Genomic DNA, 15,294 nt, shown 5'->3' with positions numbered 1-15,294 from the left:
CTTCAAAATTTTCTTATTTCAAACGCTTACGCGGCAGGCATCCGCTGCTCGACAATCTCTGCCCACCAGCTGCACCCCGCCGGAATGGCGTCGTCGTTGAAGTTGTACTCGGGGTGGTGCACCATCGCCGTATCGCCATTGCCAACAAGGATATAGGCGCCGGGGCGCTCTTCCAGCATGAAGGCAAAATCTTCACCGCCCATCACCAGCGGCGCGTCATCACACTGGCCACTAACGGCGCGGGCCACATCCGCGGCAAATTCGGTCTGCTCTTCGGTGTTCACCATCACCGGATAGCCACGATGGTAATCCACTGCGACCGAACCGCCAAAGGTGGCGGCGATGCCAGTGCAGATCTCCTTGATGCGGGTTTCGGCAAGATCGCGCATCGCGTGGCTCATGGTGCGCACGGTGCCCTTCAGATGGGTCTTCTGCGGGATCACGTTGTAGGCATTCGAAGAGGTCTCGAAAGAGGTGACCGACACAACGATCTGGTCCACCGGATCGGCGTTGCGGCTTGCTACGGTCTGAAGCGCCAGAACCGCCTGCGCGGTCATCACGGTCGTGTCCACCGTCTCCTGCGGTTTCGCCGCGTGGCCACCCTTGCCTTCGAACACAATGTCGAAGGTATCGGTCGCCGCAAAGAACGCCCCCGGACGGATGGCAAAGGACCCAACCGGTTTGCCCGGCCAGTTGTGCATGCCATAGACCTCCTGAATGCCCCAGCGGTCCATCATGCCGTCATCGCACATTTCCTTGCCGCCACCTCCACCTTCTTCGGCGGGCTGGAAGATCACGACCACGGTGCCATCAAAGTTGCGGGTCTCCGACAGGTACTTGGCCGCACCAAGCAACATCGCCGTGTGACCGTCGTGGCCACAGGCGTGCATCGCGCCCGGCGTCTTCGAGGCATAGCCCAAACCCGTCTGCTCGTGGATCGGCAGGGCGTCCATGTCAGCCCGCAGACCAATCACCTTGCCCGATCCGGTCTCCTTGCCCTTAATCACACCAACAACGCCGGTGCGCCCGATGCCCGTGACCACCTCGTCACAGCCAAAGGCCTCAAGTTTCTCGGCCACCAAAGCCGAGGTGCGATGGGTTTCGAAAAGGATCTCGGGGTTCTCGTGAATGTCCCGCCGCCATTCGGTAATCTCTGCCTGCAGTTCGGCAAAACGGTTTTTGACTGGCATCTGTTCGCTCCTTTTCTGGTCAGTCCTTGGTAAGCGGCATCCGCCGCTCAACCAACTCCGCGAACCAGCTACACCCAACCGGAATCGCGTCGTCATCAAATACGTATTGAGGATGGTGGCACATCTGCGTGTCGCCATTCCCAAGGAAGATATAGGCTCCCGGACGCTCTTCAAGCATGAACGAGAAATCCTCTGCCGGCATCACCGGCGCGGTCATGTCATCGACTTTGCTGTCCCCGGCCACCGCGCGCGCGGCCTCGGCGGCATAGCCCGTGTGCTCCTCGGTATTCACCGTCACGGGGTATCCATCGGTCCAGGTCATCTTGGCCGTCGCCCCATAGGCCAGGGCGGTATGTTCGGCAATAGCCCGGATACGCTCTTCGGCGATCTGACGATATTCGGGATCAAGCGTGCGCACCGTGCCTTTCATCCGCACCGTGTGGGCAATCACGTTCGACGCGTTGCTGTCGGTGTTGAATGTTCCCACGGTCACCACCACCCGCTTTACCGGATCAACGGTACGCGCCACGATGCTTTGCAGCGACACAACGATCTGCGACGCCACGAGGGTGGTATCAATCGCCTCATGCGGGGCCGCCGCATGGCCTCCGCGCCCTGTCACCACGATCTCGAACTCATCCGCCGACGCCATCAACGGTCCGGGCCGGATGGCAAACTCGCCCACCGGCAGACCGGGATAGTTGTGCAGGCCATAAACCTCCTGCACCCCCCAACGATCCATCATCCCATCGTCACACATGGCCTTGCCCCCCGCGCCGCCTTCTTCGGCTGGCTGGAAGATAAGGACGACAGTACCGTCGAAATTGCGGGTCTCCGCAAGGTACTTGGCCGCACCAAGAAGCATCGACGTATGCCCGTCATGCCCGCAGGCATGCATCTTGCCCGGAACGGTCGAGGCATAGTCCAGCCCCGTCGCCTCTTCGATCGGCAGCGCGTCCATATCGGCCCGAAGCCCGATCACACGCCCCGAGACATCGCTCTGCCCCTTGATGACACCGACCACACCGGTGCGGCCAATACCCGGTACAATCTCGTCGACACCAAACTCTTTCAGACGCCTTTCGACAAAGGCCGCGGTCTCGTGCACGTCATACATCAGCTCAGGATTGGCATGCAGATGCCGCCGCCATCCGGTGATTTCTTCATGCATTTCTGCCAAACGATTTCTTACAGCCATTGCACACCCCCTCAAAACTGCAAATCAGAGATCCGGCCCAAGGATCAACTTTGAGCCATCCGAAAAACGGGACAACCGAAAGCGATGCAGGTCATGCCCCACGTCGCCGCCGGTCACCATATCCGCCATGATCCGCCCAAAGGCCGGACCAATCCCAAACCCGTGCCCGCACATGCCGGTACAGATCGACAACCCCTCGACCGGAGCACGATCCACCACCGGCACCACGTCGGGTGTCGCGTCGATCATGCCTGCCCAGCTGCGTTCAACCTCGACCTTGCCCAGCGCCGGAAACAGCGCCTCAAACCGCGCGCGGATTTCCTCGACCTTGCGGGCATTCGGCGCCGGATCAAGGATGCGCATCTTCTCAAACGGCGTCACGTCCCCGCCACGCCACCGCCGTCTGGTCCCCCAGCCATCAGGGTATCCCTTGGGCGACATCGGGCGGTAATTGTGTGAAAACGGCGCTTCCATCAACTGCGGTAGGTAGGTGCGGAAATGCCGGAAACAGTCCGGCCCGACAAAAGTCTCATGAAACCCTGACGCCGCCAGCGTATAGCCCCCATCCTCCCGCCGCCGGAACGCCAGTTTGGACCCATTGGCACCGCCCTGATGAATGTCGGGAACTTCGCCGGTCTGCACCACCGTCGCACGCACCGAAAGCTGGGGAATATTGACCCCTTCGTTGCGCAGGAACAACGAAGACCAACTCCCCCCTGCAACGATCACCTCCTGCGTGCGAATGCAGCCCTTCTCGGTCACAAGGCCACTGACACGGCCGTTTTCCCGTTCCAGCACCCGCGCCGCGCAGTCCTCGACAATCACCGCCCCCGCCGCAACAGCCGCCCGCGCCAGCGCAGGCACCGCCAGAAACGGTTCGGCCCGCATATCTGAGGGCGTATGCAACGCACCGACATAGCTCTTGGTCATGCCGGGAAACTTGGCTTCGATCTCGGCGGGCGACAGGATCACACTGTCCACCCCAAGCGGGCGCGCCTGCTCCAGCCAGTCCTCGTAAACCGCCAGCGCCTCTTGCGTCTCGGCAAAATAGGTCAGGCCACAGATATTGAGACCAATGTCTTCGTCCACCGCCTCGGCGATCTCTTTCCAAAGACGGTTTGCCTCCACCATGATTGGGATTTCGGCAAGGTCACGCCCCTGCTGCCGAATCCAGCCCCAGTTGCGCGAAGACTGTTCCCCCGCAACACGGCCCTTTTCAACGACAACCGGTTTCAGCCCCTTCTTGGCAAGGTAATAGGCGCTGGCGATACCGATCACGCCGGCACCGATGATCACGACATCCGCCGCCTCTGGCAGCGCCCCTTCAAACTCGGGCGCATTGCCCAAGGAAATCGGAAAGCCTGCCATCTGCCCCGTCATCCTCGCAACAAATCCAGCAATCGTGCCATGAACCCCTGCCCGGCCTCGAACTGTGCCACGGTCAGGTATTCGTTGGGCTGGTGCGCCTGCGCAATGTCACCCGGTCCGCAGATCACGGCAGAGTAGCCGCCTTCCTGGAACTGTCCGCCCTCCGTGCCATAGCTGACAACATGGCTGGCGTTGTCCCCCGTCAGTCGGCGCACGATGCTTTCCGCTTCGCCATTCTCTTCCGGCACCAGTCCCGGAAGCTGGAACCGTTCTTCCAGCGAAATCCTGGTCTCCGGCACCACGGCCTGCATCATCGCTTCGACCTCGGCCACCTTGGCCAGGAACCGCTTGCGCCAGTCTTCAACGTCATCACCGGGCACCACCCGGAAATCCACACCGAACCAGCAATCCTTGGCAGTGATGTTATGCGCTGTGCCGCCCTTGATCGTGCCCACATGCAATGTGGTGAACGGCGGATCGAACATCGCGGCAATCTCGCCCGGCTCGGCGGCCATATTGGCGGCATTCATCTCGTTCACCCACTCGATGATCTTCGCCCCATACAGGATCGCGTTCACCCCGGTGTGCAGGATCGACGAATGCACCTCGAAGCCCTGCACATGCAGGTGATAGCCAAAGCCGCCCTTGTGCCCGGTCACCGCCTGCATCATCGAAGGCTCCCCGACAATGACCGCGCTGGCCTTGGGCACAATCGGCTGCATCGCGCGGATCATCGGCGGCGCCCCAAGACAGCCGATCTCCTCGTCATAGCTCAACGCCAGTTGCAGCGGCCGCCTGAGGTCACTGTAATGCCCTTCGACAAGCGCCCAGATCGCCAGCGCGTCAAAGCCCTTCATGTCACAGGTGCCACGCCCGAAAAGCTTGCCATCCTTTTCAACAACGCTGAACGGATCGGTGCCCCAGGGCTGACCATCCACCGGCACCACGTCCGTATGCCCTGACAACACCACGCCGCCCTCTTCCCAGGGACCGACATGTGCAAAAAGCGCCGCCTTTTCATTGGTTTCGTCATAGTGACGATGCGCTTCGATGCCATGACCCTTCAGATAGTCATCCACCCACTCGATCAATGGCAGGTTGCTGTCACGGCTGACCGTGGGAAAGCCCACGAGCTTATCAAGAATCTCCCTAGGAGTTAGTCGCTCACCCATTTTTCCCTCGCTGGATTCGAAGGGAGCCTAGAGCGTTTTGACCAAAGGGAAAATGTCAAAAGATCACCCGTATCCCACCAAATTCGATGCACCCAAACCCACTTCTGGCCGGGATCGATCAGACGCAACGTCGATGCACAATAATGAGGAAGCACAGCACTCAGCCACGCTTCCTCCGAAAATGTCAGTACCCGCTGTCCGAACGCAGAACCTTGTGGCCCGGCGTCACCTCGAAATACTCCGACGGCCCCGGCTCGTGACCAATAGGGTGGATCGGCGATGGGATCGGCTTGAAGTTCAGGTCCTTCTCGGACTTGCGCTGACGCGGGTCGGCAATCGGAACCGCCTTCATCAGGGCCTGCGTATAAGCGTGCTGCGGATTTTCAAAGACCGCACGCCGCGGCCCCAGTTCCACGATCCGCCCCAGATACATCACCCCGACATAGTGGCTCACCCGCTCAACGACAGCCATGTCGTGACTGATGAACAGGTAGGACAGGTTCAATTCTGCCTGCAACTCCATCATCAAGTTCAGAACCTGCGCCTGAACCGACACGTCCAGCGCCGAAACGGCTTCGTCCGCCACGATCAGCTTGGGGTTCAGCGCAAGCGCACGTGCAATCGCAATCCGCTGGCGTTGGCCACCCGACAATTCATGCGGATAGCGCTTCATGAAACTGCGCGGCAGCTCTACCCGGTCAAACAGATGTGCCACGCGATCCTGCAACTCGCTTCCCGAATGGGTGCCATAGTTGCGCATCGGTTCCGCCACCTGCTCCATCAGCTGCATCTGCGGATTGAGCGAGGCAAAGGGATCCTGGAAGATCATCTGCATATCGCGGCGCACCTTGTGCAACTGCGATTGGTTCAGCGACATCACATCCACGTCGTCAAACAGGACTTCCCCGGCCATCGGCTCCACAAGACGCAGGATAGAGCGGCCCGCTGTCGACTTGCCGCAGCCAGATTCGCCCACGAGCGACAGGGTCTGCCCCTTGTTCACCGTAAAGGATACATCTTCGACCGCATGCACATTGGCCACGGTCCGGCGCAACAGCCCGCCCTGAACCGGAAAGCGCGTCACGAGGTTTTTCACTTCAAGAATGGGTTCGTCGACACCGGGGATCGGATCAAGGTTCTGCCCCTCGACACCAAAAAGTTTCATCGGACGCGGCAAATCCGTTCCCGTCATTTCGCCCAGCTTGGGAACCGCCGCCAAAAGCGCCTTGGTATAGTCGTGCTTGGGGTTCTCGAAGATTTCCTCGACCGTCCCCTCTTCCACCTTGTTGCCACGGAACATGACAACAACGCGGTCCGCCATCTGCGCCACAACCGCCATGTCGTGCGTGATGAACATCACCGCCGTCCCGGTTTCGCGCTTCAGGCGGTCCATCAGCGCAAGGATTTCCGCCTGGATCGTCACGTCCAGCGCGGTTGTCGGTTCGTCCGCGATCAACAGGCGCGGCTCGCAGGCCATCGCCATGGCAATTACCACGCGCTGACGCATCCCGCCCGACAATTCGTGCGGATATTGCTTCATGCGGCGCTCCGGCTCGGGAATGCGCACCTGCTTGAGCAGTTCCAGCGCCCGCGCCTCGGCCGCGTCTTTGCTCATCTTCTTGTGCAACCGCAGGCCTTCGGTCAGTTGCCGGCCAACAGTGAACACAGGATTCAATGCTGTCATCGGCTCCTGAAAAATCATTCCGATTTCATTGCCGCGAATCGTCCGCATCAAGTCCTGCTCGGTTCCGGCAAGATCCGTCTCACCACCATCGCGGCGATCGAACAACAGGCGACCGCCGGCGATTTCCCCGCCTCCGAACTCCACAAGCCGCATCAACGACAGGCTCGAAACTGATTTTCCCGACCCGGATTCGCCAACGATACAAACCGTTTCACCCGAATTGACCTTGAACGAGACATCCTCGACCCCGACCACCGGACCGCTCTTGGTCTGGAACTCGACGCGCAGGTTCTCGATTGACGCGATGGCGTTATCCAACATGGATCGCTCACCCCATTTTTAGCTACCCCTAGAATATGGTGACGCTAACGACAGCAACGCCCTACTGTCAAACAGGAGGCAGAATTCTTTCCCGTTGCCGCTGCGTAAATCGAAACGCAAGGCTTGCAATTTGTCGCACCTTGGTCTGTGATGCCCTCAGTCGAGAGGGGATATATTTTTGAGAACCGTTTTTATACGGCGTCTCATCTGTTTTCTCACATGACAACCAACAAGCGAACGGCTGGCAAGGCCGTCGCGCAATAAGCACAATTTTGTGCGCAACAAGGAGTGAACCATGAAGGTTAAATCACTTATGCTAGGCGCTGCCGCCGCATTTGCCATGGCCCCTGCGGCAATGGCAGAACGCGGTTCGGACGGCCACGTCAACATTATTTATTGGCAAGCGCCCTCGATCCTGAACCCGTTCCTGTCGGGCGGCACCAAGGACATCGAATCGGCATCGCTCGTTATCGAGCCCCTCGGCCGCTACGATCCCAATGGCGCACTTGTCCCCTACCTTGCAGAGGCAATCCCGACCGTCGCCAACGGCGGTGTGTCCGAAGATCTCAAGTCGATCACCTGGAAACTGAAGTCGGGCCTGAAATGGTCGGACGGGTCCGCCGTGACCTCGGCTGACGTGAAATTCACGGCTGATTACTGTATGCACCCCGAAGGTGGTTGCGCCCAGTTGGCCAAGTTCGACGGCGTCGATAACGTCGAGATCATCGACGACCTCACCGTCAAGGTGAACTTCTCCGAGCCCAAGCCGAACCCCTACGGTCCGTTCATGGGCGGCCAGTCGCCGATTATCCAGAAAGCCCAGTTCGAGAACTGCATGGGCGCCAAGGCCCCGGAATGCACCGACGCCAACTTTGGCCCGATCGGGACCGGTCCCTTCGTCGTCACCGAGTTCAAACCGAACGACGTGATCTCGATGGAAGCCAACCCGAACTACCGTGACGCATCGAAGCCTGCCTTCGCAACCCTGACCTTCAAAGGTGGTGGTGACGCGACCGCAGCAGGCCGCGCCGTTCTGGAAACCGGCGAGTTTGACTACGCCTGGAACCTCCAGCTGGCCCCCGACGTTCTGGCCAAGATGGCTGAAGGCGGCAAAGGCACCCCGATCGCGGCCTTCGGTTCGCTGGTCGAGCGTCTGGAAATGAACATGACCGACCCGTCGCCGTCGCTCGACGCCGACACCCGTTCGACCCGCAAGGCTCCGCACCCGTTCCTGTCGGACATCAACGTGCGTAAGGCCCTGTCGATGGCCATCGACCGCGAACTGCTGGTTGAAGTCGGCTACGGTCAGGCCGGTCGCCCGACCTGTAACCTGGTTCCCGGACCGGCGGTTTACGCCTCCGACAACACCGACTGTCTGACCCAGGACATCGCTGGCGCGAACAAGCTGCTGGACGATGCCGGTTGGGTAAAAGGCTCTGACGGTGTACGTGCCAAGGACGGCGTACGCCTCTCGATCCTGTACCAAACCTCGACCAACGCCGTTCGTCAGGACTTCCAAGCCCTGATCAAGCAGTGGTGGAGCGAGATCGGTGTTGAAACCGAACTGCGCAACCTGAACGCTTCGGTCTTCTTCGGTGGTGACCCGGGCTCGCCGGACACCTTCCAGAAGTTCTATGCCGACGTTGAAATGTACGCCAACAACTTCGACGGCACCGATCCGCAGGCCTACCTGTCGATGTACCGTTGCGGCAACGAGCCCAAGCCTGAATCGCAGTGGCAGGGTGAGAACATCAACCGTTTCTGTGACCCGGCTTACGATGCGATGATCGACGAACTGTCGCGCACCTCGGATCTCGAAAAGCGTTATGAACTCGCCAAGAAGATGAACGACATGCTGACCAAGGAAACCTACACCATCCTTCCGCTGGTGGACCGTGGTCGCGTCTCGGCACATTCGAACACCCTCGGTGGCGTGGTTCTGAACACCTGGGATTCGGAACTGTGGAACATCGCCGACTGGCATCGCGTAAAATAAGCTGACGCGAAACAGGACGCCCCGGTCGTTGCACCGGGGCGTCTTTGCACATAAAGACGCCGCCACTTGCCAAAGGCGGTGCATTCCCGCCAAAAATAGAAAAAGACTGCTCTACAAAGGCGCCGATCATGCTCACATTCACGATCCGACGACTTATCCTCGCGGTCCCGACGCTTTTGTTCATCAGCCTGGTGATCTTCCTGCTGCTTGAACTCGCCCCCGGTGATCCGATGGCCCAGGTCCCGCTGACCGTGCCCCCCGAAGTCAAGGCCAAGATGCGCGAAGCGCTCGGTCTCGGCGAACCCCTTCACATCCGCTACTGGAAATGGCTGGTTCAGTTCTTCTGGATCGAACCGCAGGTCCTGTTCGACAACATGTTCGGCACCACCTTCGCCGAAGGCAAACAACGCATCCTGAGCTGGCAGACCCGCTCGCCCGTGATGGACATGGTTGCCCAGCGTCTGCCCCAGACCCTCTGGGTTGTCGGCATGTCCTACATCGTCGGCATCCTGATCGCCCTGCCGATCGGCATCTACTCGGCCTATCGCCAGTATTCGATCTTCGACCAGTCGGGCACTTTCATCACCATGATCGGCTTCTCGATCCCGCCCTTCTTCACCGGCCCGCTCCTGATTATGATCTTCGCGGTCCAGCTGGGCTGGTTCCCCTCGGTCTATGACACCACACACGTGGTCAACGACTGGGACAGCTTCATGGTGCAGTTACGCCAGATGATCATGCCGGTCATGGTTCTGGCCCTACAGACCACGGCCCAGATCAGCCGCTTCATGCGCGCCTCGATGCTCGACAACCTTAACCAGGACTACGTCCGCACCGCCCGCGCCAAGGGCCTGCCCGAAAAGGTCGTGGTCATGGTGCACGTGCTGCGCAACTCGATGATCCCGGTGGTTACCGCCATCGCCCTTGGCATCCCCGGCATCTTCGGTGGCGCGATCATCACGGAAGTGGTCTTCAAAGTGAACGGCATCGGTGACCAGCTGCTGAACGCCCTGTTTGCCAATGACCTTCCCTCGGTTCAGACACTCGCCTTCATGATCGCGGTGCTGATCGTCGTCTTCAACCTCATCGCCGATATTCTCTACGGCGTGCTCGACCCGAGGATCCGCTATGACTGAGTCGACCGCAAAAAAGATCGAGCCGCTTCAGGACAAGGTGCCAACCGAACCGCCGCATTCGCAGTGGAAAGACGTCTGGGACCAGTTCAAGAAACACAAGGGCGCCCTCATGGGCGGCACCTTCCTCTTGTTCATCACCCTCGGTGTCCTGTTCGGCGAATACATCTGGACCCTTGATCCCCAGAAACTCGACATCCGTAACAAGGATGTCCGCCCGATCTACACCGCGATCTGGGATGGCGATGCCAAGGTCCAGTGGGCACACCCGCTGGGCACCGACAACCTCGGGCGTGACGCGCTGGCCAACATGATCGTGGGCGGCCGCACCTCGATGGCCGTCGGCTGGGTTGCCATGATCCTCGCCCTCAGCATCGGCACCTCGATCGGTGTTCTGGCCGGGTTCTTCCGCAAACTCGACGGCCCGCTGATGCGCTTTACCGATCTGGTGCTGTCACTGCCGATCCTGCCGCTCCTGCTGGTTGCCGTGACCCTGTTCCGCGATCAGCTCCGCGCCGCCTTCGGGCCGGAAACCGGGATGTTCATCCTGATCGTGGGCGTGGTGGGCGTGACATCCTGGATGCAGACCGCACGGATCGTGCGTTCCGAGGTGCTTGCGCTGAAAGAGCGCGAGTTCATCCTCGCCGCAAGGTCCATCGGCACCACCCCCGGCGCAATCATCCGCCGGCACCTGCTGCCCAACGTGGTGTCGCCGATCATGGTCTCCGCCACCCTCGGACTTGCCACCGCGATCATCACCGAAAGCGCCCTGTCCTTCCTCGGTGTCGGCTTCCCGCCCGACTTCCCGACATGGGGCAAGATGCTGGCCGATGCCGTACCGCGAATGGACCAATACCCCGAACGCGTGGTCCTGCCGGGCATGGCCATCTCGCTGACGGTTCTGTCGGTGAATTACCTTGGCGACGGCCTGCGCGACGCGCTCGACCCGCGCATCCGGGGTCGCTAACGAAATAAGGACATCCAGTCTGGATTCCTCCAAAGGCCGGGTCAATTGATCCGGCCTTTGCCGTTATCGGAACCCTGTTCCTCCCTGCACACACCCTGACGGAACAGCGTCCCGAAACCCTGCCCCTCCGGCAACGCAACAACACTTGATCATATTTGAATTCGTCTGCATTTGGGAAAAAATTCCAATGCATGAGACAACACCATGTTCGAGTCCCTCGGTTTCGACACGCTCACCGCCCCAGAGGCAATCGTGTTCTTCGCACTCGCCCTTGGCCTTGCCTTCGGCGCACTGGCCGAGCGCACCAAGTTTTGTTTCCGCCGAGGTATCGTCGGTGAAGACCGCCGCGCCGCCCTCGGTGTCTGGCTCACCGCCCTTGCCGTGGCCGTTCTCGGCACCCAGACCGCAGTACAGGCCGGGTTGATCTCGTTTGCCGACCACCGCTTCCTGTCACCCGACCTGCCGCTGGCAGCCCTTCTGATCGGTGGCGGCCTGTTCGGGGTTGGCATGGTCCTCACCCGCGGCTGTGCCTCGCGCCTGACCGTTCTGTCGGCCACAGGCAACCTGCGAGCCGCCCTTGTCCTTCTTGTCTTTGCCTTCGTGGCCCATGCGGCCATGAAAGGGGTGCTTGCACCCCTGCGCCTGTCGATCAGCGCTTATACCCTCCCGCTCGAGGCCACCTCACTCCCCGGCCCTTCAGCACTCTGGGTTGCGCTCATTGTCGGCGCGGCAGGTTTCATCGCGCTGCGCTCGGGCAACCGTCCCGCCACCCTCCTCGGCGCGGCCCTGATCGGCGCACTGGTGCCGCTGGCATGGGTTGGCACCGGCTTTGTCCTCTACGACGACTTTGATCCCGTCCCCTTCGAAAGCCTCGCCTTCACCGCCCCCGCCGCAGATGCCCTTTTCTTCACGGTGGCCTCCAGCGCGGTTTCTGCGAACTTCGGAGCAGCCCTGATCGGCGGCGTGCTCGCGGGCAGCCTGCTCTCCTCGCTCGCCTTCCGCAGCTTCCGCTGGCAGAGTTTCGAAACCCCGGCGCAAACCGGCCGTTACCTGCTGGGCGCAACGCTCATGGGGTTCGGTGGTGTACTGGCAGGCGGTTGCACCGTCGGCGCAGGCCTGTCGGGCATCCCGACCCTCTCGCTCTCGGCTATCACCGCGGTGGCGGCCATCGTCGCCGGTGCACGGGTCACGCACAGCCTGCTGAACGCCAGCCCACGTACCGCGGCCATCCCTGCCGAGTAACGAGATTTTTCTGGAAAAATCTCCCCGGGCAAAACCTTCGAGAAGGTTTTGCCCCTAGTGCATCTTCTGCTTGATACGGCGCACCATCCACCAGACAAGGCCAACCACCGGCAGAACCAAAGCCGCCGTCACCTCGCCCTTGCTGAGACCAAGGCTCTTGGCCAGCGGATACACCGCGTATGAGGCCAGCGACACCGCATAGTAGCTGATCGCGACCACCGACAGCCCTTCCACCGTCTCCTGCAAGCGCAGCGCCAGATCCGCCCGCCGGTCCATGCTCTCAAGCAAGGCCTGGTTCTGCGCAGACCGCGAAACATCCACCTTGGTCCTGAGCAACTCGCCCGCCCGCGTCGCCCGCTGCGACAGGTCTTCCAACCGCTTTTGCGTTGAGGCCACCGTCCGCATCGCCGGATCATAGCGGCGCATCATGAACTCCGAGAAAATCTGGCGCCCGTCATAACGCTCTTCCCGCATGACTTCGATGCGCTGGTGCACGATGGTCTCATAAGCCCCCGTGGCTCCAAAGCGAAAAGCACTCTCTGCGATCATGTTCTCCAGCTCCGCCGAGACCTGCAACAGACGCTCAAGCGTCTCCTCCGGCGGTGCATCCCCGCGGCTGATTTCCCCCATCAGCGCGGTCAGTTCGCTCTCCAGCGCCCCAAGCGGCCCCGTCATCGAGCGCACGCGGCTGAAGCCCAGCATAGACATGCTCTTGTAGGTCTCGATCTCGCACAGCCGCTGCACGATCCGCCCGATCCGCCGCGCCCCCGTACCCGGCGTTACGAAAACCCCCATCCGCATATGTCCTGACGGGTTGATCCGAAAGTCCGTTCCGACCACGGCAGAGCCATCCAGCACTTCGGAGACCGCCAGGCTTTCGGGTACAAACCAGTCCCGCAGGCTCCGGATGATCACCTCTTCCTCCGGCCGCTCCTCCACCCGGATCAACGCCGATGTCACCCGCACACCCGGCGCCTGCGCCAACCAATCTTCGGGAAACACCTCGAATTCCGCGGGATCAAACGGCCGCGCACTCAGACCCGGTGTGAACACCGTGTAGGTCACGAACTCCGTGTGCTGCTCCCACTTCAGCGCATGACGCCCGATCTGCCCCGAGTAATGCGTGGCCCCCGGTTGCGGATGCGCCACCCCGTGACGATCCAGAAGATCGCACAGATGCGCAAGATCCTCGCCCCGGTCCCGCCCCACCGCGTTGACCGGCTTCTTGATGGCTATGAACACCGCCGTGCAGGGCTCCTCCAGCGATGGGAAGGGGCGCGCGTGCAACTCGTTGGTCAGCTTGTATCGCAGCGGGTGATCGGCAATCGGGGCCATGGGCACTCTCCTGAAGTCCCCGCACCCTAGCCAATTTTGACCACATGTAAACAAAAATGTTTTATTTCAACATGTTACGCGAATGCAATGGTATACAAACCGCCTCAACACCCTAAAAAACAAGCATATTCCCCCAATGCCCAACCATTCGGTCAAATCGCGCCCACTCCCGCAAAACAAAAAGGGCGCCGCAACGGGCGCCCTTTCCTGTCTTTTCTGCAACCGGATCAGTTGATCATGGTCAGCAGGGTATCCAGCGATTGCTTCGCGTCACCATAGAACATGCGGGTGTTTTCTTTGTAGAACAGCGGGTTCTCGATGCCCGAGTAACCGGTGCCCTGACCACGCTTCGAAACAAACACCTGCTTCGACTTCCAGCACTCCAGAACCGGCATGCCTGCGATCGGCGAGTTCGGGTCTTCCTGTGCCGCCGGGTTCACGATGTCGTTCGAACCGATAACGATCGAAACATCGGTCTCCGGGAAGTCCTCGTTGATCTCGTCCATTTCCAGAACGATGTCATAAGGCACCTTGGCTTCGGCCAGAAGCACGTTCATGTGGCCCGGCAGACGGCCCGCAACCGGGTGGATCGCGAAACGCACGGTCTTGCCCTTGGCACGCAGACGACGGGTCAGTTCCGCCACGTTCTGCTGAGCCTGCGCAACGGCCATACCGTAGCCCGGGATGATGATGATGCTGTCGGCCTCTTCCAGCGCGGTTGCCACGCCGTCTGCGTCGATGGCGATCTGCTCGCCTTCCACTTCCATGGCCGGACCAGCCGCGCCACCAAAGCCACCAAGGATAACGCTGACGAACGAACGGTTCATCGCCTTACACATGATGTAGGACAGGATCGCACCCGAGGAACCCACAAGCGCACCAACCACGATCAGCAGGTCGTTGCCCAAGCTGAAACCAATCGCGGCCGCGGCCCAACCCGAATAGGAGTTCAGCATCGACACAACCACCGGCATGTCGGCGCCGCCGATACCCATGATCAGGTGATAACCGATGAACAGCGCCGCGATGGTCAGGATCAGCAGCGGCAGCAGGCTGCCCGAGTTCAGGTACCAGATCAGGCAGACAAGCGAGATCGCCGCCGCACCCGCGTTCAGCGCGTGACCACCAGGCAGCTTGGTTGCCGCCGACGTCACCTTGCCCGAAAGCTTGCCATAGGCGATGACAGACCCGGTAAAGGTCACGGCACCGATCCAGATACCAAGGCTCGCCTCGACCCGCAGGATGTTGATCTCAACCGGGGTCTTCTTGGCCAAAAGCGCCGCGAAACCCTCAAGCCCCTTGGCCAGATCCTTGCTCAGCGGCAGGGTGCCGTCGGGGCTCATCGCCATGACGTTGCCCAGCTCGAAATGCGCGTTGAAGCCAACGAACACGGCCGCAAGACCAACCAGCGCGTGCATACCGGCAACCAGTTCCGGCATCTGGGTCATCTCGACCTTCGACGCCAGCTGATAACCGATCACACCACCGGCAGCGATCAGGATAACCGACAGCCACCACAGGCCGGCACCGGGGCCGATCAGCGTGGCAAACACCGCCAGCGCCATGCCGACAATGCCGTACCAGACAGCACGTTTCGCGCTTTCCTGCCCCGAAAGGCCACCCAAGCTGAGGATGAAAAGAACAGCCGCAACAACGTAGACGGCAGTAGTGAAGCCCAATTCCATAGT

Annotated in this window: 11 protein-coding genes; 4 read left to right on the top strand and 7 right to left on the bottom strand. The window is 60.7% G+C overall.

Annotated features, from left to right (window positions below; translation table 11 throughout):
* Positions 1 to 26: 26 nt before the first annotated feature.
* The 5 genes from NNA36_RS06165 to NNA36_RS06145 form a co-directional block, all read right to left on the bottom strand.
* Positions 27 to 1,190: a M20 aminoacylase family protein gene (locus NNA36_RS06165; protein ID WP_255105289.1), complete on the bottom strand. Its 1,164-nt coding sequence runs from the start codon at positions 1,188 to 1,190 to the stop codon at positions 27 to 29.
* A 19-nt stretch (positions 1,191 to 1,209) separates the two neighbouring features.
* A complete protein-coding gene (locus NNA36_RS06160; RefSeq protein ID WP_255105287.1) occupies positions 1,210 to 2,388 on the bottom strand; it encodes a M20 aminoacylase family protein in 1,179 nt (392 codons plus the stop codon).
* Positions 2,389 to 2,412: 24 nt separating this feature from the next.
* Entirely contained in the window at positions 2,413 to 3,756 is a 1,344-nt protein-coding gene (locus NNA36_RS06155) for an FAD-binding oxidoreductase (protein WP_255105285.1), read from the bottom strand.
* An 8-nt stretch (positions 3,757 to 3,764) separates the two neighbouring features.
* Entirely contained in the window at positions 3,765 to 4,928 is a 1,164-nt protein-coding gene (gene argE, locus NNA36_RS06150) for an acetylornithine deacetylase (RefSeq protein WP_255105283.1), read from the bottom strand.
* A gap of 184 nt (positions 4,929 to 5,112) precedes the next feature.
* Positions 5,113 to 6,933, bottom strand: a complete 1,821-nt coding sequence (locus NNA36_RS06145) for an ABC transporter ATP-binding protein (RefSeq protein WP_255105281.1) — start codon at positions 6,931 to 6,933, stop codon at positions 5,113 to 5,115.
* Between the two features lie 295 nt (positions 6,934 to 7,228).
* On the opposite strand from NNA36_RS06145, the gene NNA36_RS06140 reads away from it, so the two are divergent.
* The 4 genes from NNA36_RS06140 to NNA36_RS06125 all read left to right on the top strand — a co-directional run bounded on the left by NNA36_RS06140 (position 7,229) and on the right by NNA36_RS06125 (position 12,271).
* Positions 7,229 to 8,929, top strand: coding sequence for a peptide ABC transporter substrate-binding protein (locus NNA36_RS06140; protein WP_255105279.1), 1,701 nt, complete (start codon positions 7,229 to 7,231; stop codon positions 8,927 to 8,929).
* A 128-nt stretch (positions 8,930 to 9,057) separates the two neighbouring features.
* On the top strand, positions 9,058 to 10,065 hold the full coding sequence (locus tag NNA36_RS06135) for an ABC transporter permease (RefSeq protein ID WP_255105277.1): 1,008 nt from the start codon (positions 9,058 to 9,060) through the stop codon (positions 10,063 to 10,065).
* Positions 10,058 to 11,029 carry an ABC transporter permease gene (locus tag NNA36_RS06130; RefSeq protein WP_255105275.1) on the top strand — a complete coding sequence of 324 codons (972 nt, stop codon included), beginning with the start codon at positions 10,058 to 10,060 and terminating at the stop codon, positions 11,027 to 11,029. Before NNA36_RS06135 ends, NNA36_RS06130 begins: the two co-directional genes overlap by 8 nt.
* A 204-nt stretch (positions 11,030 to 11,233) precedes the next feature.
* Positions 11,234 to 12,271 carry a YeeE/YedE family protein gene (locus tag NNA36_RS06125; protein WP_255105273.1) on the top strand — a complete coding sequence of 346 codons (1,038 nt, stop codon included), beginning with the start codon at positions 11,234 to 11,236 and terminating at the stop codon, positions 12,269 to 12,271.
* Positions 12,272 to 12,325: 54 nt separating this feature from the next.
* Here NNA36_RS06125 and NNA36_RS06120 read toward each other — a convergent pair whose 3' ends face one another.
* Both NNA36_RS06120 and NNA36_RS06115 read right to left on the bottom strand, forming a co-directional pair.
* Positions 12,326 to 13,606, bottom strand: coding sequence for a DUF3422 family protein (locus NNA36_RS06120; protein WP_255105271.1), 1,281 nt, complete (start codon positions 13,604 to 13,606; stop codon positions 12,326 to 12,328).
* A 227-nt stretch (positions 13,607 to 13,833) separates the two neighbouring features.
* Positions 13,834 to 15,291, bottom strand: a complete 1,458-nt coding sequence (locus tag NNA36_RS06115) for an NAD(P)(+) transhydrogenase (Re/Si-specific) subunit beta (protein ID WP_255105268.1) — start codon at positions 15,289 to 15,291, stop codon at positions 13,834 to 13,836.
* Positions 15,292 to 15,294 lie beyond the last annotated feature (3 nt).

The organism is Shimia sp. CNT1-13L.2 (genome assembly GCF_024331145.1).
GTDB lineage: Bacteria > Pseudomonadota > Alphaproteobacteria > Rhodobacterales > Rhodobacteraceae > Shimia.
Note: the sequence above shows the minus strand (reverse complement) of the source record. Positions and strands in the feature narration are given on the sequence as shown.

What these genes read in the sequence shown, in the direction of transcription:
- NNA36_RS06155 (WP_255105285.1), bottom strand. Translation starts at nt 3,756, where the DNA reads ATGGCAGGCTTTCCGATTTCCTTGGGCAATGCGCCCGAGTTTGAAGGG.
- NNA36_RS06165 (WP_255105289.1), bottom strand. Translation starts at nt 1,190, where the DNA reads ATGCCAGTCAAAAACCGTTTTGCCGAACTGCAGGCAGAGATTACCGAA.
- NNA36_RS06130 (WP_255105275.1), top strand. Translation starts at nt 10,058, where the DNA reads ATGACTGAGTCGACCGCAAAAAAGATCGAGCCGCTTCAGGACAAGGTG.
- argE (WP_255105283.1), bottom strand. Translation starts at nt 4,928, where the DNA reads ATGGGTGAGCGACTAACTCCTAGGGAGATTCTTGATAAGCTCGTGGGC.
- NNA36_RS06140 (WP_255105279.1), top strand. Translation starts at nt 7,229, where the DNA reads ATGAAGGTTAAATCACTTATGCTAGGCGCTGCCGCCGCATTTGCCATG.
- NNA36_RS06120 (WP_255105271.1), bottom strand. Translation starts at nt 13,606, where the DNA reads ATGGCCCCGATTGCCGATCACCCGCTGCGATACAAGCTGACCAACGAG.
- NNA36_RS06145 (WP_255105281.1), bottom strand. Translation starts at nt 6,933, where the DNA reads ATGTTGGATAACGCCATCGCGTCAATCGAGAACCTGCGCGTCGAGTTC.
- NNA36_RS06115 (WP_255105268.1), bottom strand. Translation starts at nt 15,291, where the DNA reads ATGGAATTGGGCTTCACTACTGCCGTCTACGTTGTTGCGGCTGTTCTT.
- NNA36_RS06160 (WP_255105287.1), bottom strand. Translation starts at nt 2,388, where the DNA reads ATGGCTGTAAGAAATCGTTTGGCAGAAATGCATGAAGAAATCACCGGA.
- NNA36_RS06125 (WP_255105273.1), top strand. Translation starts at nt 11,234, where the DNA reads ATGTTCGAGTCCCTCGGTTTCGACACGCTCACCGCCCCAGAGGCAATC.
- NNA36_RS06135 (WP_255105277.1), top strand. Translation starts at nt 9,058, where the DNA reads ATGCTCACATTCACGATCCGACGACTTATCCTCGCGGTCCCGACGCTT.